The sequence below is a fragment of the Treponema maltophilum ATCC 51939 genome, assembly GCF_000413055.1.
GTDB classification, from domain to species: Bacteria; Spirochaetota; Spirochaetia; order Treponematales; family Treponemataceae; genus Treponema_C; species Treponema_C maltophilum.
Genome location: NZ_KE332518.1, coordinates 2198145 through 2224040, shown reverse-complemented (window position 1 = coordinate 2224040; position 25896 = coordinate 2198145). Strand labels below are relative to the sequence as shown.

Sequence of the window (25896 nt, the reverse complement as noted above, 5' to 3'; positions counted from 1 at the left end):
ATAAAACGGTAATTATAAAACGTATCGAGGAGGCTTTTATGGCTTTTGCGCTTGAGATGTACCCCGTTTTGTATTTTGCCCGCTACAACGCCGGAACGAAAAACTGGGAAGAACAATGGGTAACGCAGGATTCGGTTTCGTACGACGAACTGCAAAAACTTGCCGGAGGCGAGCGCGAGCGGCTGCTGAGTGCGCGCAATAAACTGCCGCTTCCCGCCGTCAGCTATACGAGCCAGTACGGGTACGGCTGCTTTGAGGGCATGAAAGCTTTTCCGCAAAAAAACGGCGGCGTAAGCATCTTCCGTCCCGACCGTAACGGTGCGCGTTTTGAAAATTCGCTCAAAGGTTTGCGTTGTCCCGTTTTCCCGCACAAAATGTATGTGCAAGCCTGTGCCGAATTTATACGGCGCAATGCGGCCTTAGGCTATGTGCCGCGCTATGAAAGCGAATGGGAGAAAAACGACTTTGCAACGGCAAAGGCCGTGTACGTGCGCCCCTTTATGACAAGCGAAGGAGCGATCGGCGTATCCTGCGCAAAAGAGCCGTACGTTATTATCTGCGCAACAACCGTTTCCAATTATTTTACGAGCGGCGGTACAAAGGCCGTAACGACAAAGCGCATACGGGCAACCCCGAACGGAACCGGCTATATAAAATGCGGTTCGAACTACGTTATATCCGCGCTCGCAAAAAAGGAAGCGGAAGAGCAGGGCTTTATGGAAGCCGTCTTTTTGGATTCCGAACATCACAAATACTTACAGGAAGGCTCTTCCTGCAATATTTTCCTTTTGCTTAAAAACGGCACACTGGTAACGCCGGAACTGCAGGACACGATTTTGCCCGGCATTACGCGCTCGAGCATTATCGATTTGGCACGGCGGCAGGGTATTAAAACCGAAGAGAGGCTTGTATCGATCGACGAAGCGATGAACGATGCTGCCGAATGCTTTGTATCGGGGACGGCCGCCGGCATAACGCCGATAGAAAGCATTACGCATAACGGAACCGAAGCGGTTTTTAACAACCGCTCCCCCGGGAAAACATCGCTTATGCTGCTTAAACAACTGAAAGGCATTCAGTACGGCGCTTGCGAAGACACGAACAATTGGAACTATAAAGTATTGTAAACTTATTTTTCCAAAAGCTTCGGGTTGCCCAAAAGCATAAGGACCCAAAAACATAAAAAAAAGCGGAAGCAGTCACATGAAGTCAGTTCGGCGTCGGGAATGCAGCTTATAAGCGTTGCGCACACCACGCCGCCGTTTTGCTTTGCGTACACGCGGATATTTCGGCAAAACTCGTCGGCCTTTGCAGGATCCTTTAAAAATTCGCCGATAAGCGGCGGAAAGACGTTTTGCGCAAGTTTTTTATGCGCCGAGATTTCATCAAAAAGATCGGTTAAAATAACCTCGGCTTCGTCCGGATTTTCCGCATACTGGCAGTAAGAGGGGTAAAATGCTTGCGAAATGCCCATGATTGTCGAAAGGGCGAGCATTACTTCGTGGCGCACGTCGCTCTTTTGCGCATGCGCGCGCAGCACGTTCAGCAAAATAAAAACGGAAGCGGAGTCGGCGTACAATTCCATTGCGCGTATACCTTTTAAAAGAATGTGTGCGTTGTCTGTTGAGGCAAGTTTTTGCCCGATTTCCAACTGGAATTTCGTTTCGCCCATACGCGCAAGGGCGGTCATACATTCTCCGCACAAAAGGTAATCGTCGCTGCCGATTTGTTTTTTTAAAACGGGAACGCTGCGTTTTACATTAAACAAGCCCAATGTGCGTGCAGCCTTCGCCGCCGTCGTAAAAATTCCGTCTTCGGCTTCGCGGAGCAGGGCGTCTTCGAGCGCTTTATTCAAAGCAGGAAGGCTTTCCATTCCCGCCAGTGCCCGCATGCGTACCGCATAGCTCGGCGAACCGAGAAGTTCGGCAAACTGCGAAGCCGCCGCGGCCGTATTTGAAAAACGCAGTTCGTTCAATAAAGCCGTTTGTTCGTTTTCCTGTTTGCTGCGGTCGAGCTTGTATAAAAGACCGAGCCCGCGAATATCGCGCGGCGAAAAAAACAGCGGCAGCGCTTCTTTTAAACTGTAGCTGCCGAGGGTTTTCAGTTTTATCTGCAGACAAAAGCCGATCCCGATAATAATGATTTGCAGGACAAAAAACACGCGGTAGACGTCGGGGTACGAAAGCCCGGTGTCTTTAAAAGCGTCGAGCAGCACGCCGCCCAAAAGGGACCCGGCGGCGCCCGCGGCACCCATAACCAAAAAATAGACGACGCCCATGTCTATAACGGCTTCCTGCGGAAACATACCGAAAAAGTAGGTTTGCGCGGCGTTTTCCTGCCCCGAAAATCCCAAATTGCAGATAAAGGCGAGCAGGCTTAAAAAGATAAAAGCCGCAATCGCCGTCGTGATATTCGGCGAAATGAGCGTCGGAATGAGGCTTAAAAGCGACAGCACGGTAAAAAGCAGATAAATGGGTTTCGCGCCGATTTTATCGATAAAAACACGCGACACAAGTCCCATGCATAAAGCGCCGAAGGTCATAAAAAACGAAATAAAGGTAATAACACTGTCCGGCTGCATGTATACTTCGCGGCAGTAAACGACAATAAAAGGGCGCGCCATGCCGACGCCGAGGGTAACGACCGAAAAAGCCGCAATATAAATTCTGAAATTTCTGTCGTGAACGGCGGCAATAAAATTCTTCGAAAAACTTCCGTTTGAAGGGCCCGTATTTTGTGCGCTTGAGGGCATTTTATACAGCAAAAACGAGGCCATAAAGCCCAGTATTATGCCGACGAACATTGCGGCGCTCAGCACGACAAGCGAATCTCCGAAATGCAAAGCGATTGCAAGCAGCAAAATCGTTATAAGCGCCGCCGTATTGTTTACGACCGACAAAAAAACCAAAAAACTGCCGCGATCTTTTCCGGGCGTCAAATCGCTTATAACCGGATTGTTTGCGACGAGTCCGACGCCCCTGAAAAAGTTAAAACCGAAGGTTCCCAGTAAAATGCAAAAAAGTCCCCATTGCGGAAGTCCCGCCTTTACAAACAGCGGAATCGTCAGCAGGGGCAAAAGCGAAGCGTTGCGCAGCATCCACGAATCGGCGTAAACCCGCATAATGGGGCGCTTTTGCGCAAGGATTTTGCCCAGCGGAATGGCAAAAAACGACAGCGAAGCGAAGGCGTTTATCAAGCCGATTGCGGCATTTCCCGCATTCAAATACATTGCGTACACGACGAGAACGTTCCCCGTAACGAGTGCAAAAGATGCGGAATTAAGGGCCGAAAAAATTCCGTACAAGCGTCTGCCCTGAGTGATTTGATATTTCGACAAAACGGCCATGGCTCACTTTAGCACGTAGCATTAAAAACTGCAATCTGTTATACTCGATTTATGGATCAACGGCATATACCTTTGCGTTCCGCGGTAAAGGCGGAAGATAAATGGAACCTCGAATCGCTGTTTAAAACGTACGGGGAATGGGAAGAAGCTTTAAAACAAATACCGCAATACGCCGAAAAACTGGCCTCGTTTAAGGGCCGCGTAGCGGAGAATCTGCTCGAAACGCTTAAACTGTACGAGCGCATGGAGCAAACCGCCGAAAAAGTCGGCGTCTACGCGTCCTTGCTGACCGCCCAGGATGAAGGCGACAGCAGCGCTCAGGACAAAATGGGCCGCTATATGATGGCGTCGAGCGCCGCAGAAGCGCAAATCAGTTTTTTTATACCCGAAATACAGGCCGTACCGGAAAAGACCATCGCCGAATGCCTTACAAAAAACGAAGCGAAAAACTTTGCGGTATGGCTACAAAAGATACTGCGTTTAAAAAAATATATTTTAAGCGAAAAAGAAGAGCGGCTTTTTGCCCTGCAAAGCGAAAGCATGCAGACGCCTTCGACGGCTTTTTCCATGCTCACGAATGTCGATATGGATTTCGGCAAAGTGCAAACGCCCGAAGGCGAGCTCCCCTTAAGTCAGGCGTCGTGGTCGGCCTTTATGCTGAACGAAAACCGCGACATACGCAAAACCGCCTATGCGCAGTTTTACCGTGCGTTCGATTCTCACAAACATACAATCGCTTCGCTGTATGCCGGAAGCGTCAACCAGGACGTGTACAGGGCACGTGCGCGCGGTTATGCATCCTCTCTTGAACGCGCGCTTTTTCCCGACAAGGTCGGCGAAGACGTATACAGAACGCTTATCGCCGTTGTGCGCTCGCACTTTCCCGTTTTGCACCGCTATTACGCCATCTTAAAAAAAGCGCTCGGTGTTTCCGAACTGCGTCACTACGACGTATACATGCCGCTTACAAAACGCGTGCGCTTTATAACACCGTACGACAAAGCCGTCGATATTTTGCGCGAAGCGCTCGCGCCCTTGGGTACCGAGTACACGCAAACGTTGTGCGCCGGCCTTCGTTCCGGTTGGGTTGACCGCTACGAAAACAAGGGCAAAAGAAGCGGCGCTTTTTCGTCGGGCGCGTATACCGGTTATCCGTACATTCTTATGAATTATAAAGAAGACGTTATACGCGACGTCTTTACCCTTGCGCACGAAGGCGGACATTCGATGCATTCGTGGTATTCGGCGCGCAACAATCCGTTTATGCAGTACGGGTATACGATATTCGAAGCCGAAGTCGCCTCCACGTTTAACGAACAGCTTTTGTTTCAATATTTGCTTGCGCACACCGAAAAAGAAGACGAAAAGCTGTACTTGCTTTGCACGCGCGCATCGGACATTTTGGCCACTCTTTTCCGCCAAACCATGTTTGCCGAATTCGAATTGAAAGTTCACGAAGCGGTCGAAAAAGGAACGCCGCTGGCCGCCGATTATTGCCGCGCCGTATACCGTAAGCTGCTGGAAGATTATTTCGGCCCCGATATGGTTCTTGAGCCGGAAAGCGATCTTGAATGCCTGCGCATTCCGCATTTTTACAGCGCTTTTTACGTATACAAATACGCTACCGGTATCTCCGCCTCTCTTTCCCTTGCGCAGCGCGTTACAAAGGGCGGCAAGGCCGAACTTGACGATTATTTCAAATTCCTTAAATCGGGCGGTACTTTGTACCCCGTCGAAACGCTGCGTTTGGCCGGAGTCGATATGGAAAAAACGGAACCGATAGAAACGGCCGTCGGAATTTTTGCCGCGTTGCTTGACGAAATAGAGAAAAATCTTACAAAAAAGTGATGAATTTCGTGTTTTTTGCCGATAATCGGATTATAATATTACGTATAAGGAAATGAAAAAAATCCGTATGGAGAACTATTCATGACTTCTGTAGCAGAATTTAAAGTCCGGCCTAAGATGGATGCACATAACCATCTTAATCTGGGAATGCGGTATGCATCGTATATTCCGTGGGCGGGGTTTTATATACCTAACTTTCCGCGTCATTTTAACGGTTTGGACGACATGCATACCGTTATTTCGGAATACACGCGCCCTCGCTGCGTTACCGAAAAGGACGTACAGGACTTGCTTACTTTGTCGATACAGGACTCGGTTGCCGACGGCGTAACGATTTTGGAAGGCAGTATCGATATAAGCTTTATTCATCACTGCGGCGAAAGCATAACGCGCTTTATCGACATGGTAAAACGCGTGCATGAAAAATTCAAAAATAAAATAGATTTCCGCCCCGAACTCGGAATGGGCAAAACCTTCGACAATTCGCTTACACGGCGTTGGGCGCCCGAATGTTTGGAAAGCAAGGTTTTTAAAAGCATCGATTTGTACGGGCCCGAAGTTGAAGACGGCATAGAAGATTTTAAACCCATCTATATTTTGGCGGGAAAACTCGGCATTAAGAAAAAGGCCCACGTGGGTGAATTTTCCGATGCGAAGTCGGTTAAGCGCTTTGTGCAGTTTTTTGAATTGGACGAAATTCAGCACGGTATCGGGGCTGCATCCGATAAAAACGTTATGAAGTTTTTGCGCGACGAAAAAATTCGTTTGCATGTGTGTCCGGCGAGCAATGTTATGCTGGGCGCCGTTCCTTCTCTTGAAGAACATCCGATAAAAATTTTATATGAAAACGGCATAGACGTAACCATCAATACCGACGATTTGCTCTTTTTTAATAAAAGCGTCAGTGAAGAATGCGTCGATTTGATTAATGCCGGCACGCTCACCGAAAAACAGGTTTTCGATATCCTGGATAAAAGCGCGGCGGGCTGATGTCTCGTATTATTTCGTGGAATGTAAACGGCATACGCGCCGTAGAAAAAAAGGATTTTACAGGCTGGCTTTCCTCTTGCGGTGCCGACGTGGTGTGCATTCAGGAAACCAAAGCGAATCCCGGTCAGCTTTCGGAAGCGCTGCGCAATCCGGACGGGTACCGTTCGTTTTGGGCGAGCGCGGTCAAACCGGGCTATTCGGGTACCGCTTTGTATACGAAAAAAGAACCCGACAATGTCGTCTTTATGGGTATAGATGAATTCGACCGCGAAGGCCGCACGATCGCCGCCTTTTTCGGCACGACAGTCGTCATAAGCGCATACTTTCCGAACAGTCAGGATGCGGGCGCCCGTTTGGGCTATAAACTCGATTACTGTGCCGCCGTATTCGCGTTGTGCAATAACCTCGTTGAAAAGGGATACAATATCGTTTTGTGCGGCGATTACAACATTGCCCATAAACCGATCGATTTGGCGAATCCCAAAAGCAACGAAAAAAATCCCGGCTATTTGCCCGAAGAACGGGCGTGGATGGACATGTTTACGTCGAACGGCTATGCGGATACCTTCCGTCATTTTTGCACCGAGCCGGATCAATATACGTGGTGGTCGTACCGCTTCCGCGCCCGCGAAAAAAACATCGGTTGGCGCATAGACTATCAGTGCGTAAACGACGCCTTTTTGCCGCAGGTTGAATCTTCTTCAATTTTAAGCACGGTGTTCGGTTCCGATCATTGCCCCGTGTCGCTGACGCTTTCAGGCAATTTGTAATATGACAAAAAGAGTCCGCTTTTTTAACGACGCGCCCTTAAGCGTAAGTTTTATTTTAATATGCATGGCCGTTTTATTTGCCGCCCGGTTTTTTCCCGCCGAGGGTATCGCCGCGCTTTTTTGCGCGCCGACAAAGCAAAACGGAGTTTCTCCGTTCGACTGGAAAAGGCCGCTCGATTACCTGCGCTTGTTTATTCATGTTTTCGGCCACCGCGATTGGACGCATTTTACCGCAGCGGCCGCCTTTATACTGCTGCTCGGTCCCGATGCGGAAGAGCGGTACGGCAGCGCCTTTTTGCTGTTTATGACGGCCGTATGCGCTTTTAGTACGGGCGTGCTGAATACCGTCTTCTTTACCGCTTCGCTTTGCGGCGCCGACGGAATCGTGTTTTTGCTGCTCGTGCTCGGCACCTTTGCAAACGTGCGTGCACAGACAATCGCACTGACGCACGTATTGCTGTTTGTTTTATACCTCGCGGGATGTTTATTTGTCGTTATCGATACGGCGTATGCGGCTCCTCTTATCCAGATTGCCGGCGGCTTGTGCGCAAGCGTATTCGGCTTTGCGGCGCAGCCCGTAAAGCGCACGCGGAAAAACTGAATTAAGAAAACGGGTCTTTTACGGTTCTTCAATCGCTTTGCATCTTAACCCCTTGCATTTTGTAGAACAGTATTCTATAATGTTTTGTAGAATGATATTCTACAAAACGGGAAGGGCACATGTCCGATAAAAACGAAGAAAGAGAGAGCCGGAAAAATCAATTGATCGATGCGGCGACAACGCTGTTTTTTTCAAAAGGCTATACGAATACTTCGGTACGGGATATTTTGGATGAGGCAAACGACCGGACGTCTTCGCCGAGCGTTTTTTATTATTATTTTGAATCAAAAGAAGCAATTTATCGAGCCGTTTTGCGCCGCTATTCCGAGCGCTATGTAAAATCCGTGCAGGATACAATCGACACGTACAAAGACGATGCGCAATCTCTTATGGCGCAAGTAACGGCGCTGTTTTTAAAAACGGTAAAAGCCGACGCGCACGGAAAAGAAGCCGCCGCTTCGCCGGACAATCTTTTGTACGCTTTAAAACTGAAAGAAGAACTGACGCAAAAATTCGTTGAAGTATGGGAACTCTTTATCCGGTCACTGGATTGGTACAAAGCCGACGCCGAAACGGTTCACAAAACGGCCGTTTTTATTGCCGGCGGCATCGGAGAAATGATGTACGATTTCGGCTATGTTCACGAAAAAAAAGAGGGCAGCGCCCGAAAACTTATGGACTGCATGATTGACTTTTGCGCCGGTGTTTTGAATGCGCCGGCTGCACAAAAAGAAAAATACAGGAGGATGGTGTATGATAACTTTGCATGAACAGGTTGACATTAGCGCGCCGTTTGAAAAACTGTGCGCATGGGCCGACAATTTTGAAGAGGAATTCGTCAAGTGGAGTCCCTACCATTTGGAATGCGAACTGTACGACGGGAACGTACATGCGGGCAGTAAGGTCCGCTTTTACGAAATCGTTATGGGACTCGACTACGACGTAACCGGTACCATCGTAACGAGCGAACGCGACGATAATCATTTTCGCTTCGTATTTAAAAGCGACAAGGGAACCGCTTTTATCACCTTTGAAGGAACGCGGACAAAAGCCGGCTGCCGCTTTTCGCACACGGAATCCTTCGGCATAACGACGCCCGTCATCGGGCCGATTATGAATTTTTTGCTGTTCAAAATCATCTTTCGTAAAAAATGCAACTGGCAGCTTATCCGCGACGATATGATTTTGGACAATAAGTATTTAACCGAGATCCTTACCGAAGGCAAGTATCCCGAGCGCATTCCCGTCGAACGCTTAAAAGCCGGAGTAAAATAAAAGTCCGCCTTCGGGTCAGACTGAATCCCCGTGCCTTGCCGATAAAACATTGCAGTTTTTTTTCCTTTCGGCTATACTTTTTATATTCGGAGGATATATGAACGTATTGGTTATAGGCGGCGCGGGCTACATCGGAAGCCATGTGGTAAAGGAACTCATGGCGGCGGGGCATAAGGTTACCGTATTCGACAATTTGTCGTCCGGGCTTTTGCAAAACCTGTTTAAAGAAAACGGTTTTATTGCCGGCGATATTTTGTATAAAGAAAATCTTGACGCCGCCTTTGTGCGGGGATTCGACGCTTTTATTCATTTGGCGGCTTTTAAAGCGGCCGGCGAGTCCATGCTCAAACCGGAAAAATACGCGGAAAACAATATTACCGGTTCGTTGAATATTATCAATTCGGCAATCGCGCACAACTGCAAATACATGGTTTTTTCGTCTTCGGCGGCCGTGTTCGGTTCGCCCGAATATCTTCCTATGGACGAAAAACATCCGAAAAATCCGGAAAACTTTTACGGTTTTACCAAGCTCGACATCGAACGGTATATGCAGTGGTACGATACTTTAAAAGGCTTAAAGTTTGCGGCCCTGCGTTATTTTAACGCCGCAGGCTACGATCCCGACGGTATTATTACCGGTCTTGAGCAAAATCCCGCAAACCTGCTGCCGGTGATTATGGAAACCGCATGCGGCATGCGTAAAGAGCTACAAGTCTTCGGCACCGACTACGATACGAAGGACGGAACCTGTATACGCGATTACGTTCACGTAAAAGATTTGGCGGTTGCGCACGTACAGGCGCTCGAATACATTGCAAAGCACAACGAAAGCCTTACCGTCAACTTGGGAAGCGAAAAGGGCGTTTCGGTTTTGGAAATGCTCGAAGCCGCACGGCGCATTACCGGAAAGCCTATTCCCGCAAAATTTGTCGGACGCAGAGCCGGGGATCCCGCCTGCTTGTATGCAACCTCGGCTTATGCCCGCGAAAAACTGGGCTGGAAGGCCGAACATTCGGATGTCGATACACTGATCGGCTCGACCTGGGCCGTGTATAAAAACAGAGGTGAAAAATGAGTTTAAAACAGCTTACCGATTGGATCGATTCCCAAAAAAAAGCGATTGTCGATTTGGAAACGCTTTTAACTTCACATCCGGCCCTCGCGCCCGAAAGCGGCGGAGAAGGCGAGCTCGAAAAATGTATTGCCCTTGAGCAATGGCTTAAAAAAGAAGGCATTACGGATTTGGCGCGTTTCGACGCTCCCGACGGCCGCGTAAAATCGGGCATACGGCCGAACCTCGTGGCGACGATACAGGGCAAAAGCGACAAGCGCAGCATATGGGTTATCGCCCACTTGGACGTTGTGCCCGTCGGCGAGATTTCGCTGTGGTCGGCCGATCCGTGGAAGGTGTACGAGAAAGACGGAAAGCTGTTCGGGCGCGGCGTCGAAGACGACCAGCAGGGCTTGTGCAGCGGCGTGTTTGCCGCGCTCGCGTATGTAAAAAACGGCATTGTGCCCGAATATACGGTAAAGCTTTTGTTCGCGGCCGATGAAGAAGTCGGTTCGGTATACGGCATACAGTATCTTTTGAAAAAACATAAACTGTTCCGCAAACAGGATCTTATCATCATTCCCGACGGCGGAGATTCAAAAGGTGAAACGATCGAAATAGCCGAAAAAAATCTTTTGTGGATGAAAATACGCATCCGCGGAAAGCAGGCGCACGGATCCATGCCGCATTTGGGAAAAAACGCTTTTTTGGCCGCGTCGGCTTTGGCGATGGAGCTTAACGCTTTGGAAAAGTTCTTTAAAAAGCGCGATAAACTCTTCGATCCGCCCTATTCAACATTCCAGCCGACAAAAAAAGAGGCGAACGTGCCGAACATCAACACGATTCCCGGCGAAGACGTGTTTTACATGGACTGCCGCATTTTGCCCTGCTACACGCTCGACGACGTGCGCGCCGAAGCCCGCAAGCGCATGGATAAAATCGAAAAGGTATACGGCGTAAAAATCAAATTCGGCGAAGAGCAGGCGGTGCAGTCGCCCGCAACACCGGTCGATTCGCCGGTCGTAAAAGAATTGAGCGCTGCGATCAAAAAAGTTACGGGCAAAAAAGCCCGCCCGATCGGCATCGGCGGCGGAACGGTCGGCGGCTACCTGCGCATAAAAGGCTACAACGCCGCCGTTTGGAGTACGCTGGACGAAATGGCGCACCAGCCGAACGAATATTGCAAAATAAAAAATCTTATGCAGGACGCCAAAGTTTTGGCGGCCGTTTTCGGAGGAGAAAGCTTATGAAACGCTATACGATGCGTTATAAGATGATTCCCGAAGCCGCCGTTTCGCTCTTGTGTTCTTTGTTTTGCCTGTGCGCCGCGTTTATGTTCGCCGGCTGCGAATCGCCTAAGGTCGAACGCATCAATGCGGAGCAGGTTACCGATTTAAGCGGATATTGGAACGACACCGACGTGCGCCTTGTGGCGAACACGCTTATAAAAGAATGTACCGAAGCGCCGGCCATAGCCGCATATATCCGCGCAAACGGCAAAATGCCCGTCGTTATCGTCGGAACCTTCCGTAACCAAAGCGATGAACATATCGATACGTCGATTTTGGTAAAGAAATTCGAAGCGGCTTTGGTAAACAGCGGAAAGGTCGACTTTGTCGCTTCATCCGGCGAACGCGGCGATATACGCCAAGAGCGCAAAGAACAGCAAGCGTGGGCGAGCGAAGAAACGGCAAAACGTTTGGCAAACGAAACGGGAGCCGACTTTATGCTTATCGGCGCCGTAAAAACGATTGTCGATATGAATTCCGCAAAACGAACGCGGACCTATTACGTTACGGCCGAACTTATCGACATCGAAAGCAACCGCAAGCTGTGGATCGGCGAAAATTCGGAAATAAAAAAACTTATAACGAGATCGAAAGTCCGTTTTTAATCCTGCGGTATGAAAGGGTTTGCGCACAGCCTTCGGTATTTGTGCATACTGATATGTTTCGCTTCCTGCGTTTCGGCCGACCGCGCCGTCTATGACGCCTATCTTGTTTCCGGCGATTACGAAGGCGCCCGAAAGCGCCTCGAAGCGGATAAAAAAAGTCTGTACGCCGGAACCGACGCGGTTTTATACAACCTCGATTCCGGCATGCTTGCGCACTTTGCGGGCGATTATGGCGCTTCCAACGAACGCCTTTCGGAAGCGGAAAAACTCATGGAATATTATTACGCCAAAAGCGTTGTGCAAACGGTCGGCTCTTTTATATTGAACGATTCGCTTGTCGATTATGCGGGTGAAGATTACGAAGATATCTATACGAATTTATTTATGGCGCTCAATTATATTCAGCTGCATAAGATCGATGACGCCTTTGTGGAAATTCGGCGCTTCGATAATAAATTAAAACTTTTATCCGCAAAATACGAACAGGCCATATTCGAAGCGAACAATCAAACCGAACGGCAGCTTAAAGAAGACGGATTGTCCGCCTACTCGCCGTATTCATCGTATTCCGAGTCGAATAAACAAAGCGAATTTCACAATTCGGCCTTTGCCCGCTATGTCAGTTTGCTTTTGTACCGAAGCGAAGGCCGTTCCGACAGTGTACTCATCGACAAAAAATATGCGGAATCGGCGTTCCGTATGCAGCGCCCGCTGTACCCGTTCCCGATTCCCCAAGCGATTGACGAAGAATTCCGTATTCCCGAAGGCAAGGCGCGAGTTAACGTGCTGTGTTTTACGGGGCTTTCTCCGGCAAAGCGCGAAGAAGTGCTGCGCATTCCGAATCCGTACGGCGGCTTATGGTTTAAAATAGCGCTTCCCGTTATGGAAATGCGGCCGTCAAAAATCGCCTATGCCGAAATCGAAGCGGTCGGAAAGAGCGGCAAAAAAACGTACGGAAAACTTGAACTTCTCGAAAGCATCGAAAACATTGCCGAAGATACGTTCCGGCGCAAGCAGGCGCTTATTTATGCAAAAACCTTTGCCCGTGCGCTTTCAAAATCGATAACATCGTCCGCCGTCAGCGCCGCGGTCGGCGCGCAGGATGAGGGGGACGGCAACATGGAGTCCCTGGCGGTATTTATAGAGCTGCTTTCGGGAATTTTTATGGAAGCGTCGGAACGGGCCGACACGAGAGGCTCGCGCTGTTTTCCCGCAAACGTGTGGGCCGGCGGCTTGAATGTGGAGCCCGGGGTGTACACGGTGAACGTATCCTGCTATGATAAAAACGGAAGACTTGTGTATTCCGGTACGAAAAAAGATATGGGCGTAACGGGTTCGTCCCTTGCCCTTGCGGAGTTCGTATGCATGCGCTGAAACAATCTGTAATTTATACGCTGACTCTGGCGCTTATATTTGCGTGTGCGGGCGTTCCTTCGGTAAAAAAAGCGCCGCAGTGGGTTACCGAACCTGCCGCCGCGTATGCCGACAGTCACTATTTGACGGCCGTCGGTTATGCATCTTCGCGCAGCGCGGCTGAAGCCGAAGCGGTGTCCGCTTTAACGAAGTCGGTCAGCCAAAAGGTGCGCGCACACAGCGTGTCCGTGCAGTCGATGGAATCGACTGCTGCCGGCGTGGAGCGTTCTTTTTCTTCTTCCGTCGATACCGTTTCTTCCGTTGATGAAATTGCGGGACTAAAGATACGCGAAGTGTGGACTGCCGGCGACGGTACGGTCTACGCCCTCGCGCTCGTCAACCGCGAAGAAGTCGGTTCATACTATGAACAAAAAATGAAAGACGCCGAAAACGGCATAAATGCTTTGATCGCATTTGCCGCAGACAATCCGGCAAGTTTTGAAGCCGTCAACGCTTTGCGCAGCGCTGCCGAAAAAGCCGGCGAAAACGATAAAAGTGCGGCCGTGCTTTCGGTCGTAAATCCTTTGAAGTATAAACGGCTTTCTTTTGCGTATAAAAATACGCAAACCGTGCAGGCGCTTCTTATGCACGAAATCGAAAACATTCACGTCGCCGTACGGGTTAAAAACGATAAGGACGGCAGGCTGGAAAGTGCCTTTTCCGAAGCCGTAAAAAAAGCGGGCTTTAAAACGGTGCCGGGAAATTCCGCGCACGATGCCGATGCGCCCTATATACTCAACGTTGTTTTAAACCTCGAACCGCTCGAAACGCCTGCCGGTACCGAAAACAAATACGTGCGCTATACGGTAAAGGCGGAACTTTCCGACAGCCGCACGGGAAAAATCATACTCCCGTGGAGTACGGGCGGCCGCGAAGCCCTCTTTACGCAAGGCGAAGCAGAACAGCGCGCCCTGCGCACGATTGAAGCGGACGTAAAAAAACGCTTTGCCGGGGAATTTTCGGCGTGTTGCCGAACAGAGGCCTTTTAGTGTATGCTGTGCGCATGAACAACGAAATACAGGAAAAAATAAAACAAACGGCTCTTGTAGTCGTCCGCGACGTATGTGCGCTTAAAAAAGGCGAGCGCGTGTTGATTATTACGAATCCCGAAAACGACACGCTTGAAATAAGCCGCAGACTCTATGAGGCCGCCGACGAGTTGGGCGGTAAAGCGGTTATCGTTATGCAAAAAACCAAAACCCTGCTCGATTTTGCCGAGCCTGAAGTTATTGCGGCTCTTCACACCGAGCCGGATATTTGTCTTTCCGTGTCCGCAAACAAGCTCGGAAAAGATGAAGCCGGATCGAAAAAGCCCTTTGTTGCCGAAAACGGCGAAGAGTTCAGCCATATTTTCAATTACAATTATGAAGGCAAAAAAAACATGCGGGCAGTGTGGACGCCCGGCTTGACGATAGATATGTTTGTGCGCACTGCGGGCATCGATTATAAACTGCTGCAAAAGCGCTGCCGCATATTGGCGGATAAGTTTAAAGGCGCATCCTTTGTGCGCGTAACCTCTCCTTCCGGAACCGACATTACCGTTCCCGTAAAAGGCCGGGAAGCCTTTTGCGATGACGGCGATTTTTCAAAACCGGGAAGCGGCGGGAATATTCCCGCAGGAGAAGTGTTTATAAGCCCGCTTACGCCGAAAACGTCGGAAGGCTGCCAAGGGCGCATTGTGTTCGACGGTTCAATGAGCGTTGCCGAAGGAACGCTCATTATCGACGATCCGATTGTCGTCGATGTGGATAAAGGATATGTAAGGTCAATAGCGAATAAATCCGGAAAGCCCCTCGATACAAGCGGCGAAAACCGTGCAGCTTTGCGCTTGCTGCAATCGATTAGTACGGCCGAAAAGCAAGCCGTCGAAATGGAAAAAGACGGACGCCTTCCGGCCGGGAAGGGTGCCGAATACGCGCGCAACGCACGCAATATAGGAGAGCTCGGTATCGGACTTAACCCCGCCGCACGCATTACGGGAAAGATGCTTGAAGACGAAAAAGCGTTTAAAACCTGTCACTTTGCCATCGGCAGCAATTACGACAACGATGCGAAAAGCCTCATTCACTACGACGGCGTCGTGCGCAATCCGACCATCGTCATTCACTACGAAGACGGAAGCGAGTTTGTCGCCGAAAAAGACGGCGAATTGAACGACGTGCTTAAACAATAAACGTATGACCTTTTTTTTCGAAACCTACGGCTGTCAGATGAATAAAGCCGAATCCTCCGCGATAGAGCAGCTTTTGCTTGCGCGCGGATGGAGCGCGGCGGACTCGGCTCAAACGGCCGATTTGATTATCATAAATACCTGTTCGGTGCGCGCCACCGCCGAAAGCCGCGTAAACGGCAGGTTAGGCTGGTACACGGCGTTGCGCAAAGAACGGTGCGAAGGCAAGCCCTTTGTGCTCGCCGTTACCGGCTGCATGGCCGAAAGGCTCAAAGAAAAGATACGGGAACGCTTTCCCGCAGTCGACTATGTAGTCGGCAATTTTGAAAAAGAACGTTTTGCCGATATTGCCGCCGCGGCCGAAAACGCCGCGCGCGGCACGGAAGACGGAAGTACCGCGTGCACTGCGGACGATGTAAGTGCCGGCGCAAAGACAAACGTACCTTTGTTCCGCGCCGTGTCCGGAAAAAAAGCGGCGGTCGTGCAAAATTCCGCCGATCTGCAAAATGTGCTTTCTTTCGGCGATCAAACGGAAAACGATAAAGAGGATTTTCCCGACAAGCCCGCATACAGTTTTGCCCCCCTTTCTTTGGAGCCGGGCGCTTTTCAAGCCTTTGTGCCGATCATGCACGGATGCAATAATTTTTGCACGTTTTGCATAGTGCCCTATGTGCGCGGCAGGGAAATCTCGCGCCCCTTTGCCGAAATCGTTAAAGAGCTCGATGTGCTTTCCGAGCGGGGCGTATGCGAAATAACACTTTTGGGGCAAAACGTCAATTCGTACCGCTGGAAAGACGGAGGCTCGGCGCTTATGGATTTTCCGCTGCTTTTGGACCGCATAGCCGACCATTTGGAAAAAACGTCTTCCCCGATTAAATGGATACGCTTTATGTCGAGCCATCCGAAGGATCTTTCCGACGATTTGATCGGCGTGATAAAAAATCGGCCGCGCGTGTGCCGGCACATTCACTTGCCCGTTCAGCACGGTTCGAGCCGGATTTTGCAAAAAATGAACCGGCGCTACAGCCGCGAAACCTATCTCGACTTGGTAGATCGCATCCGCTCGGCGCTGCCCGACGTATCGCTTACGACCGACATTCTTATAGGCTTCCCCGGCGAAACGGAAGAGGATGTCGAGCAAATGCTTTCTTTGATGCGCCGCGTGCGCTACGAAGCGGCCTTTATGTATTATTACAATCCGCGCGAAGGAACGCCCGCCTGCTCGTTTGCCGATCAGGTTCCCACGGACGAAAAAAAAGCGCGATTGCAAAAAGTCATAGACCTTCAGCAGGTTATTACGAAAGAAGAAGCTTTGAAAAAGCTCGGGCAAACGGTAACGGTGTTGGCCGAAAGTCCGTCGCGCGACGACAAAGCCGAACTTTTGGGACATACCGAACGAGATTCCCGTGTGGTGTTCGCCGCCGAAAAAAAACTGTGCGGGCACTTTGCACAAGTGCGTTTGGATAAATTGCACGGAAATACGTTTCGCGGTACAATCGTATGAATTACGGAGTTGCCGAATACGGTGCATTCATGATAAAATAAAACAAGGGGAGAACAGTATGCCGTGGAAATTTATTCTGTTTATATTTTTTTTGATTTTGGGAGCCGTGTTTACGGGCTTGAATTTGGGAAACGCCTGCAACATCAATTTGGGATTTAAAACCTTTGAGCAGATTCCGGTTTTCTTAACCATTCTATTTGCATTTTTGGCCGGAATTCTCGTAACGCTGCCGTTCGCGCTGAGCCGCGGCAAAAAAGAGCCTGCAATAAAACCGGAAAAAGGGCTTAAAAACAAAAAGCAGCTTTCCCCGGAAGTTCTTGCGGCCGTTGAAGATTTGCCTTATGCCGAAGCCGTCGAAAGAGTTAAGGCTTCGAAAAACAACAAACGACCATAAGCGGCCGCGGCGGAAGGTAACGGAATTGTCTTATTATAAAAAAACCGCGGCGTCGGTTTTGCTTGTTTTTATGCTGTCCGTTTTTCTTTTTGCGCAAAAGGCCGGCGTTTCAAAAAGTTCGGGCGAAGCAAAAAGTACTGCGGCCGGTTTGCAGCCGTATATGGAATCGCTTGCAAAAACCTTAAAAACCGCCGCCGCTTCGGAAGACAGACTCAAAGCCGGCGAAGCGCTTGCCCCGATTCAAGAGCAAATCGGCTTGTATGCCGAGGCGGCAGCGACGTACGGTTCGGCCGCATCATTGGCCGGCGTTCAAACCTTGCGCGGACAAAAACTTTTGCTCGGCAGTGTCCGCTGCTCGCTTTCCTGCGGCGACGTGTCAGGCGCCGACTTTTTGCTCAGTACGGCATTTGCGTCCGCTTCCGATACGAATATAAAAGCGTCCGTAAAGCTCTATGCGCTGTGGAGCTGGATTATAAAAGTGCAAACCGAAAAAGAGCTTGAAGGCCCCGTATCGGTACTGCAAACCTATGTTTCCGCGCAGGACATGCTCAGCGTACGGCCGGCGCTGCTTTTAACCCTGTACCGTATAACGGGCGAAAAAAAGTGGGCTCAAAAGCTGCAAAGCGATTTTCCCGATTCCCCCGAAGCGGCCGTTTGTGCGGGCAACGCTCGCTTGCTGCCGGCTCCGTTTTGGTTTTTCTTTAATCCTGCACCGTTTCCGATTCAAGCTGAAGGCTCTTGACCGCCGCCGGCTCTATTTGCGAAAGACTTACCGTAACCGGATGCAAAACGATGCGCGTTCCGCTTGTGCTCTTTCCCGTTTCCGCATCGGTTACCGGTCCCGCGGCGATTTCCGTGCGGTAAAATCCCGAAAAGACGCCGCCGTTTTGCCGGCTTTTAAATTGCAGCAGGTTTTCGCCGAAGATTGTCAGCGGTGAAAAAACGCCGGTTTCCGTAAGCGTTCCGTTTTTTGCCGAATACGTGCTGCCTGAAAAAGTTATATTCCAGCCGTTGTCGCATTTCCAAAAGGTTCTGCTTGTCGTTTGCAAAACGGCGGCAATATCGGAAGGTTGTCCTTCTTTTTTACTTGCGGCGGCAAAAAGCGTTTCGGTATTTTGTTTTTTGTAATTTCCGTCCCACAGCGTTTCCGATCCGATGAGCATGCCCAAATCGTCGACGACTTTTATGCGTATTTCATCGGCGGACACGAGCGCTATGTCGAAACGGCGCGAAATATTCGGCATAGACCGGTTTGTCGTGTATACGAGAATTCCGTTTCTGCGCAGCGTACTGCGTTCCCACGCATAAATTTCCTGCCGGTCGTTTTGGAAAAAAATAACTTCTTTTTTATCGTAATCGCAAAATAAATAGCGGTTTTTTTCCGCCGTCGTTCCGGCCTTTGTCCACAATCCGTTTAAAAAAGCGGCGAAGGTTTTTTCGGTTCCGTCCTGAATTTTTGCCAATTCCTGCGCGGTTATGCTTTTTTGCGTAATCCGCGTGCGTACTTTTTCGACGTATTTTTGTTCGCGCTTGTTCCAATCGTACATAATCTGCAGCTGATCCAAAGAACTTTCCGGCGATTCGTCGTCGGATGTATACGCCCAAATCGGGAAACTTTCGCCGTCGACGTCTTCCATCGGATATGAATCGCTTCGCGGCCTTTGCTGCACAAAGACGGTTCCTTCCGCATACAAATTGACGATTTCGTGCAACGAAAACCTTTGCAGGCTTTTTCGGGGCAGCCACGCTTGAAAGCGCGATTCGTTTTGCGTTCCGTAGCCCGTTACGATAATCGCATTTTCGTGCGTGCCGGTAATATCCATTACCGAAAGTGAAAATGTTTTTGCCTGTTCTATGTCGGTTGTGATTTCGGCTGCGCGTTCGTAGCGGTTTACAAGCGGATTGTATAAACCGGCTACAACTTTTATAAACGAAGAGTCCGGCGTTTTAACGGCGATAACCTGATCGTCATATCCGTCAAGGTCGAAATCGGCCGAGGACGACGCAATAAGCGATTCTCCCGTTTGCAGGGGAATCAGCGAAGTGAGCGTTATGTCGTCGCCGGGAATGCTTTCTTCCTGCAAAAAAGTCGGTTTGCCGCCCTGAACGGCCGGTATAACGGTTTTTGTGCGCACCGTATCTTTTGCGTTCGACGCAACCCATTGCCTTTTTACGGCAAAGAAGACGACGGCTATTCCCGCTGTGGCAAATAAGATAATCGTCAATTTTTTCATACGCACACTATAGCTTATTTTGTGCGCGCCTTCAACCGCACGTTGATTTTCTTTGAAAATATGGTATAATACGAACCGGTATGCAGTTTGAACTCAGCGATGAAATAATTAATCAAATTATTTTTTCCATGGAGGATCAAAACGGCCGGTATGTTTTCGATTCCGAAAATAATACGCTGACGGCTGTGAGTACCGTGCCGGACGGAGATCCCGACCGCTATTACGCTTTGCCCATATGGGATTCGGTGGACGGGTTTAAAATGATGGAGCGCTTTGTCGCTTCGTTGCGGAATCCGCCGGTAAAGGAAAAACTGCGTGCCGTATTGTTTGCAGGGAAGGGAGTGTTCCGCGGTTTTAAGGATATTCTTAAAAGCAGCCCTGAAGTTGAAAACCTTTGGTTTGCTTTTAAAGAAAAAGCTTTAAGGCGCGAAATTATCGGCTGGTATAATACGCTGTGCGATTCATGGGGCGCGGAAAAAATCGGCGCCGAACCGGAAGAAACCGACGAACTCGTGTGTTCCGATTTTACGTTCCGCGAGGGACAAGACGCTTCGGACGAAGTTTTTGTGCAGCGCGCCCGTGCGCTGTGTGAAAGCGAGCTGAAAGAAATGTACGATGCCGAATCGGCAAAAGCGCTTTCGCTTTTGGATCGCGTGCCGGCCATGCTTGCGGGCAGCGGGCCTTTTTATACGCTTACCGTAAAAACGGCCGAAGGCGATTTTGCGGGTTTTATACGGGTATCCCCTTTTCCCGAAGGCGCGCGAAAAACGGTTATTATTACCGATTTTTATGTTTTTTCCGCATGGAGGGGCTTAGGGATAGGAAAGTCGCTTTTTGCGCGCTGCATGGACATGCTGAAGGCTAAGGGCATCGCTCATGTCTTTGCCTTGTCGGTGCATATTCCCGTTTTTTTTGAACAGGTTATGCTGCGCAGCGGTTTCAGGCGAATTTCCGCCGGTTTTTTAGCCGATATTTGAAAACGCCGATCGATATAGGGCGGTCAATCGGTTTTTCGTAAAGGTAAGACGATTTGGAAGAATCTTATAGGAGTAATGAGGAGTTTATATGGCTTTCCGACGGGATGTTTCCGTTATTCACGAACGTTTTGAAAGTATTCTTGCACATGCCGTAACGGCGGTAAAAACAGAAGAAGATCCTCTTGTGTTGAACGAATACAAAAAATTATTTAAAAAGAACGTTCCGCTGACGCTGCGCTCGTATGTGGCGTCTTACATAGTAAAACAGCTGGCTTCCGGCATACCGCTTGCACAGGGCAAAATAAAGCCGGCAGAGCGCGCTGCCCGCGCTTCGCAATCCGATAAGACGCCGAAAGAGCGCACGCCGCGCATCGTTATCGACGCCGATGCGGCTTCCACAATCTTTATCGGCATAGGGCGCAGCAGGGGCGTTTTTCCCCGCGACCTTATCGCGCTTATTTGTCAGCGGGTGCCGCTCGAACGCGAACGGGTCGGCGACATACGCGTGTTGGATAATTATTCGTTCGTGCAAGTGTACGCCGACGACGCCGATAAAATAATCGAAGCTTTAAACGGCAGCGAGTACCGCAGCAGAAAGCTTACGGTCAGCCGCTCCCGCAAAAAAGAAGACGGCGCCAAGACTTCCGACGGCGGAGATTCGGTTTCTTCTCCCGAATCCGATGTTCAGTGACGCCCGTTTGTCTGCCGACCGGCCCTTTAGCGGTTAATACCTATATCGTGCCGTGCAGCGCCGCTTCGGGCTTTGAACGCGTGTTTATCGTCGATCCGGGCGGCCAAGCCGACGCGATTGCCGAAAAGGTCGGCGGCGCTCAGGTTGCCGGCATTGTGCTTACGCACGGGCACTTCGACCATATAGGCGCCGTCCCGCAGCTGAAAGCCTTGTATAAAGATGCGCCGCTGTGCATTCACAAAGACGACCTGGGGTATACGGGAAAGGGCGCCTACGAACGGCACCGAAGCGATTTTTTGCGTGTCGGCGCCGCGTATTTAGTTGACGAGTTTGCATCGGCTTATCCGGTTTTTCCCGAAGCCGATATCGTGTTCGACATTCATACGCCCGAAACCGCCGTTTTAAGCATTGCCCCCGAATGGACGATTTTGCACACGCCGGGACACAGCCCCGGTTCGATAAGTCTGTACCATAAGGACGGCGTTCTTTTGTCGGGCGACACGCTGTTCGCTTCGGGCTTCGGCCGCACCGACTTGACCGGCGGAAGTTTTGAGCAGCTCCGACAAAGCCTTGCCGCCCTGTTTGCGCTTCCCGACGACACGCGCGTGTATCCCGGTCACGGCCCTTTTACGACAATCGGCAAAGAAAAATAACGCGATTCACTCCGCCCCCTTTTCATTTTTTTCGTACTGTGATAAGATGAACGTGTGGAAAAAAGGAGATATCCGTACAGTTTTTTTCGGCTTTTAAATAAAAGGGCAGTGCTTGTTCCGGTCGCTTTTTTCCTTTTCTTTTCTTTGTCTTGTTCGAATAAAACCGCAAAATCCGAATCCGAAGAAAAAGGGATCCGCACCGATTCCTCCGCCGTAGCTTCGGCTCATCATGCAGGCTTACGCAATATTGTCCTATTTTTGGGGCATGACTTTACGGATGCCGAAAAAAAGCAAAAGCTGACCGATTATCTCGACCGCACCTACGGACTTTTTCAAAACGGCGGAATCATATCGATTTTATCCTATCCCGAAGACGTAACGGTTGCCGGTAAAATCAGGACGGCATCGCTTTCGTCCAAATTGACCGAACTGCGTGAACGCGGGGAGCTTTCGGCTTTTATTACGATCGGCGCTCCGCAGGGCATACATTCGGTGCTTGCCGCGCTGCAGGACATCGGTGCCGAAATTCCCGTTTTCTCCGTTTTTCCGCAGGACGACGTGTTGGGTACCGAAGCCGGCTCGGATTTGGTTATCGATTACCGGACCGCTCCGCTTAAAAACGATGCCGACGTTGCTCACGATTCTGCCGAAGATGCCGATTTGGAATACAAGGGCGATTTCGGAGCCGTGCTTTCGCCGCTCATACAGGTACTGTTGAATTGGAGCGAAATGAAGGAAAGCCCCATGCTCATACCGTCACTTCGAAGAGAATTTTTTAAGCAAACCGGCTGCAACCTTGTCATCTATACCGATCCCGTTACCGGCTTGAGATCTAAAAATCATTATGTGTTGGAAGGAATTCCGAGGGAAAAACAATGAACTCATTGGTACAGCAGGATTCGATGCTTATCGGTTCCGCCGAAGCGGTTGCCGAGCTGGAAAACAAAGAACAGGCGCGATTGCTTGTCCTTTCCGACAGCCACGGCGCCATCGATACCGTAAAGCATATTATTCTGCAATGCGGCACCGATGCCGACGCGCTGGTGTTTTGCGGCGACGGCTTTTGCGACATTGCCGCCTGTATTGAAGATGCTGCCGACGACGATAAATTAAAAGACGCACTGCCGCCCGTTATTGCGGCGGTTCGCGGCAACGGCGACGCCGACACGTATCCGATTACGGTAAAAGAAGACGAAGATCGAACCTTTGACGCACACCGAAAATTGGCGGCGCCCCAATGGCTGAGGTTCAGCGCGGCGGGACGCACCGTTTTCGTTGCTCACGGCCACAAACACGGCGTCGATTTGGGGACCGAAACGCTTTCGTCTTCGGCGTATACAATGGATGCCGACTTGGTGTTTTTCGGACACACGCATCGTCTGTTTTGGGAAGAACACGACGGAACGCTCATCCTTAATCCGGGAAGCTGCGTAAATCCCCGCGATCGTTTTCCGCCCTCGTTTGCGGTTGTGAGCTTCCCCGGCGGCAGGGAACGCTTTCATATTGAATTTTTTGAAATACGCGAAGGCTTATTCGGCGCGATAGACATACTGCCATTGGCACTATAAATACATAAAGCCGCAAAAGCGGCAGGGGAGAGCGTACAATGAGTACACATCAGGTTTTGGGACCTTCCGATCGTCCCGGATTGTCGCGGTGGATACCGCTCAGTTTTCAGCACGTATTCGCCATGTTCGGAGCGACCGTGCTTGTTCCGCTGTTGACGGGACTAAGTCCTTCAACGGCGCTATTTACAGCCGGTACCGGAACGCTGCTGTATATTTTAATTACAGGCGCGAAGGTACCGGCTTTTTTAGGTTCGTCCTTTGCCTTTATACCGGCGTTGACGGCCATTGCCGCTGCATACGGAATGCCTTATGCACTCGGCGGGGCTTTTTGCGCCGGTATTTTTTATGCCGTTGTCGCCGCGCTTGTAAAAGTTGCGGGAACAAAATGGCTCGATAAGGCGTTGCCTCCGGTCGTTATCGGTTCGGTCATTATCGTTATCGGCTTGAACCTTGCGCCGACGGCGATGCGCTCGGCAATGTACGGCGCGAACGGCGAATATTCGCTCGTGTACTTTTCGATCGCCTTGGTAACCCTTGCAATCGCCATTATCGCGAGCGTGTTTTTGAAAGGCTTTTTCAACACCATTTCGATTTTAATCGGTCTTGTCGGCGGCTATCTTTTTACGCTGATTATGGGATTCTTTTTCCCCGCGTATGCGATTATCGACTTCAGCGTCGTGCGCAATGCCGCGTGGTTCGGCGCCCCGTCCTTTGCTTTGCCCAAATTCGGCTTCGTCCCCGTGCTGACCTTTATCATCGTTTCGCTTGCAACCATCTGCGAACACTTGGGCGACACGATGGTTACGTCGAAAGTGGTCGGGCGCGATTTTTATAAAGATCCCGGCTTGCACCGCACCTTACTCGGCGACGGGCTTGCCACAACCTGGGCTGCTCTGTGGGGAGGCCCGCCCAACACTACCTACGGCGAAAACATCGGCGTTATGGCAATTACAAAAGTGTACAGCGTATGGGTTATCGGCGGGGCGGCGGTAATTGCCGTGCTGTTATCCTTTATCCAAAAGTTCGGTGCGATTATTCAAACAATTCCCGGCCCCGTTATGGGCGGTATTTCTATGCTCTTGTACGGACTTATCGCTTCGAGCGGACTGCGCACAATCGTCGAAAGCGGCGTCGATTATAAAGATAAACGCAACCTTACCATATCGTCGGTTATCATGGTTATCGGTATAGGCGGCGGCATTTTGCAGTTTGATGTCGGCGGAGGATTCCATTTCGCCCTCGGCGGCGTTGCGCTTGCAACGGTCGTCGGTATTTTGCTGAACCTCGTTATCCCGAACAAAAACGGTAAAAGCGCCTAAACTGCGCTGTGCTTTAGCTAAGGCGCACCGGTAGCATATTATATCAAGGAAACCGGAGGCTGCCCTGGAAGTTATTGAAAACTTTACAAAGGGCAGCTCCGGTTCTAAAATCGAGCCGGGCGGGACCTACCGTCCGGCCGTTTTTTTAAGTATGCTTTTCATGTCGTCTATAACGTAGGGACTTTGTATGTCTTTTTTGTCTTTGGCAAGAATCACAAAATTATCGGCAAGAATTTCTTCGGCATGAATAATATACTCCGTGTTTTTTCCTACTTTTTCAAAATAGTTTGAAATCCTGCTCAGCGGAAAAACTGCATACTTTCCGTTTTCGACGTGCAGGGTGCATCCGTCTTTTCCGGTATCTACGGCAAAAAAGAGCAGCCGCATATAGTTGAAAAACTCTCCGCCTTTGGTTTCGTCATACGGGCCCGTCGCCAAAAGCAGCGGCATCACATCGGTTTTTTCGCTGTTTATTTCGGCTTTAAAATAATAATTATTTGCAGGTGCGTCGGGATTCGTTATTTTGTTTTTGTTGATATTGTCGGGAATTGAAAGTTTGCCGGTTTTATAAAATCCGATGTGATTATACAATTTTTCGCGCACATCCAAATTATTTCGTGAATAAATATGGAACAGTTCGTGCAAGCATAATTCCGATAAATCCTCCTTATCGATATTCAGCATCGATTGCGCAAAAACGATAACATTTAAATTCCGGCAGTACGCCGAATTGCCTTCTTCGTGTCCGGTCGTTTTTACAAGATAAACGATTTCAGGCACTTCGATTTTATAATCTTTTAAAAGATTTTTAATTTCGGTAAAAACACCGTTCAGCAGATTCTTTTCGTCCTCCTGCCAGTCCAATGTTTGCTCTTTTATAAAATCAAAGTATTGTTTTTTTGTAACGGACTTTGCCGTTTTTAACCGTGCCGACATATCGAACGGCGTTAAAGCGTTTGTAAAATCGTCCTCGATTAAAAGCAGCTCTTTACCTTTCTCTTTGTCAGCCAAAACGAAGTGCGCGTTTTGAATTTCGGCCTTCCTTTCCGCCGCCAAAATCGGCACGAGTAAGCCCGCGCAAAGTACAAGCACGGCAATCGCAATCTTTTTCATTTTTTTTCTCCCGATTAAATATTTATTTAGCGATATAAGAATATCAGAATAATAATTATATAAAATTCTTTTTGTGTCAACGCGG

25 protein-coding genes are annotated in these 25896 nt (G+C 49.8%); 22 read left to right on the top strand and 3 right to left on the bottom strand.

Features of this window, described 5'->3' with window-relative positions; genetic code table 11:
• The first annotated feature begins 38 nt into the window (after positions 1–38).
• The gene (locus HMPREF9194_RS10285; RefSeq protein WP_016526312.1) at positions 39–1127 is read left to right on the top strand and encodes an aminotransferase class IV; all 1089 of its coding nucleotides are present in this window, start codon (positions 39–41) and stop codon (positions 1125–1127) included.
• A 2-nt stretch (positions 1128–1129) separates the two neighbouring features.
• Here HMPREF9194_RS10285 and HMPREF9194_RS10280 read toward each other — a convergent pair whose 3' ends face one another.
• The gene (locus tag HMPREF9194_RS10280) at positions 1130–3346 is read right to left on the bottom strand and encodes an MFS transporter (RefSeq protein ID WP_016526311.1); all 2217 of its coding nucleotides are present in this window, start codon (positions 3344–3346) and stop codon (positions 1130–1132) included.
• Between the two features lie 51 nt (positions 3347–3397).
• Between HMPREF9194_RS10280 and pepF the strand changes: the two genes are divergently transcribed.
• The 15 genes from pepF (at position 3398) to HMPREF9194_RS10205 (ending at position 17998) form a co-directional block, all read left to right on the top strand.
• Entirely contained in the window at positions 3398–5194 is a 1797-nt protein-coding gene (gene pepF, locus HMPREF9194_RS10275) for an oligoendopeptidase F (RefSeq protein ID WP_016526310.1), read from the top strand.
• Between the two features lie 81 nt (positions 5195–5275).
• Positions 5276–6184, top strand: a complete 909-nt coding sequence (locus HMPREF9194_RS10270; protein ID WP_016526309.1) for an amidohydrolase family protein — start codon at positions 5276–5278, stop codon at positions 6182–6184.
• Complete coding sequence (locus HMPREF9194_RS10265) at positions 6184–6954, top strand: exodeoxyribonuclease III (RefSeq protein ID WP_016526308.1); 771 nt, start codon at positions 6184–6186, stop codon at positions 6952–6954. The genes HMPREF9194_RS10270 and HMPREF9194_RS10265 overlap by 1 nt, the downstream gene beginning before the upstream one ends.
• Position 6955: 1 nt before the next feature.
• The gene (locus tag HMPREF9194_RS10260; RefSeq protein WP_016526307.1) at positions 6956–7555 is read left to right on the top strand and encodes a rhomboid family intramembrane serine protease; all 600 of its coding nucleotides are present in this window, start codon (positions 6956–6958) and stop codon (positions 7553–7555) included.
• A 119-nt stretch (positions 7556–7674) separates the two neighbouring features.
• Positions 7675–8325, top strand: a complete 651-nt coding sequence (locus HMPREF9194_RS10255) for a TetR/AcrR family transcriptional regulator (protein WP_016526306.1) — start codon at positions 7675–7677, stop codon at positions 8323–8325.
• Positions 8309–8830, top strand: a complete 522-nt coding sequence (locus HMPREF9194_RS10250) for an SRPBCC family protein (protein WP_016526305.1) — start codon at positions 8309–8311, stop codon at positions 8828–8830. Before HMPREF9194_RS10255 ends, HMPREF9194_RS10250 begins: the two co-directional genes overlap by 17 nt.
• 97 nt (positions 8831–8927) lie before the next feature.
• Positions 8928–9905 (top strand): UDP-glucose 4-epimerase GalE, encoded by a 978-nt coding sequence (gene galE, locus HMPREF9194_RS10245; protein WP_016526304.1) that lies wholly within the window; start codon positions 8928–8930, stop codon positions 9903–9905.
• A complete protein-coding gene (locus HMPREF9194_RS10240; protein WP_016526303.1) occupies positions 9902–11131 on the top strand; it encodes a M20 family metallo-hydrolase in 1230 nt (409 codons plus the stop codon). Before galE ends, HMPREF9194_RS10240 begins: the two co-directional genes overlap by 4 nt.
• The gene (locus HMPREF9194_RS10235; RefSeq protein WP_016526302.1) at positions 11128–11775 is read left to right on the top strand and encodes a penicillin-binding protein activator LpoB; all 648 of its coding nucleotides are present in this window, start codon (positions 11128–11130) and stop codon (positions 11773–11775) included. Before HMPREF9194_RS10240 ends, HMPREF9194_RS10235 begins: the two co-directional genes overlap by 4 nt.
• 9 nt (positions 11776–11784) lie before the next feature.
• Positions 11785–13149, top strand: a complete 1365-nt coding sequence (locus HMPREF9194_RS10230; protein WP_016526301.1) for a COG3014 family protein — start codon at positions 11785–11787, stop codon at positions 13147–13149.
• Positions 13137–14177, top strand: a complete 1041-nt coding sequence (locus HMPREF9194_RS10225) for an LPP20 family lipoprotein (protein ID WP_016526300.1) — start codon at positions 13137–13139, stop codon at positions 14175–14177. The genes HMPREF9194_RS10230 and HMPREF9194_RS10225 overlap by 13 nt, the downstream gene beginning before the upstream one ends.
• 14 nt (positions 14178–14191) lie before the next feature.
• A complete protein-coding gene (locus tag HMPREF9194_RS10220) occupies positions 14192–15361 on the top strand; it encodes an aminopeptidase (protein WP_040846928.1) in 1170 nt (389 codons plus the stop codon).
• A gap of 4 nt (positions 15362–15365) precedes the next feature.
• Positions 15366–16862, top strand: coding sequence for a tRNA (N6-isopentenyl adenosine(37)-C2)-methylthiotransferase MiaB (gene miaB, locus HMPREF9194_RS10215; protein ID WP_016526298.1), 1497 nt, complete (start codon positions 15366–15368; stop codon positions 16860–16862).
• A 58-nt stretch (positions 16863–16920) separates the two neighbouring features.
• A complete protein-coding gene (locus tag HMPREF9194_RS10210; RefSeq protein WP_016526297.1) occupies positions 16921–17256 on the top strand; it encodes a hypothetical protein in 336 nt (111 codons plus the stop codon).
• A gap of 70 nt (positions 17257–17326) precedes the next feature.
• Entirely contained in the window at positions 17327–17998 is a 672-nt protein-coding gene (locus HMPREF9194_RS10205) for a hypothetical protein (protein ID WP_016526296.1), read from the top strand.
• Here HMPREF9194_RS10205 and HMPREF9194_RS10200 read toward each other — a convergent pair.
• Positions 17958–19490: a pallilysin-related adhesin gene (locus tag HMPREF9194_RS10200; RefSeq protein WP_016526295.1), complete on the bottom strand. Its 1533-nt coding sequence runs from the start codon at positions 19488–19490 to the stop codon at positions 17958–17960. The two genes, HMPREF9194_RS10205 and HMPREF9194_RS10200, sit on opposite strands and share 41 nt — an antisense overlap.
• Before the next feature lie 80 nt (positions 19491–19570).
• Here HMPREF9194_RS10200 and HMPREF9194_RS11980 point away from each other — a divergent pair, with 80 nt between their 5' ends.
• The 6 genes from HMPREF9194_RS11980 (at position 19571) to HMPREF9194_RS10170 (ending at position 24698) form a co-directional block, all read left to right on the top strand.
• Entirely contained in the window at positions 19571–20467 is an 897-nt protein-coding gene (locus HMPREF9194_RS11980) for a GNAT family N-acetyltransferase (RefSeq protein ID WP_016526294.1), read from the top strand.
• A gap of 88 nt (positions 20468–20555) precedes the next feature.
• On the top strand, positions 20556–21158 hold the full coding sequence (locus tag HMPREF9194_RS10190; RefSeq protein ID WP_016526293.1) for a DbpA RNA binding domain-containing protein: 603 nt from the start codon (positions 20556–20558) through the stop codon (positions 21156–21158).
• Positions 21155–21811 (top strand): MBL fold metallo-hydrolase, encoded by a 657-nt coding sequence (locus HMPREF9194_RS10185; protein ID WP_016526292.1) that lies wholly within the window; start codon positions 21155–21157, stop codon positions 21809–21811. The genes HMPREF9194_RS10190 and HMPREF9194_RS10185 overlap by 4 nt, the downstream gene beginning before the upstream one ends.
• Before the next feature lie 54 nt (positions 21812–21865).
• Positions 21866–22690, top strand: coding sequence for a hypothetical protein (locus HMPREF9194_RS10180; protein ID WP_016526291.1), 825 nt, complete (start codon positions 21866–21868; stop codon positions 22688–22690).
• A complete protein-coding gene (locus tag HMPREF9194_RS10175; protein ID WP_016526290.1) occupies positions 22687–23379 on the top strand; it encodes a metallophosphoesterase family protein in 693 nt (230 codons plus the stop codon). The genes HMPREF9194_RS10180 and HMPREF9194_RS10175 overlap by 4 nt, the downstream gene beginning before the upstream one ends.
• Before the next feature lie 38 nt (positions 23380–23417).
• Entirely contained in the window at positions 23418–24698 is a 1281-nt protein-coding gene (locus HMPREF9194_RS10170; protein ID WP_016526289.1) for a solute carrier family 23 protein, read from the top strand.
• Between the two features lie 126 nt (positions 24699–24824).
• Here the strand turns inward: HMPREF9194_RS10170 and HMPREF9194_RS10165 are convergent, their stop codons facing one another.
• Entirely contained in the window at positions 24825–25811 is a 987-nt protein-coding gene (locus tag HMPREF9194_RS10165; RefSeq protein WP_016526288.1) for a DUF5700 domain-containing putative Zn-dependent protease, read from the bottom strand.
• Positions 25812–25896: the final 85 nt, after the last annotated feature.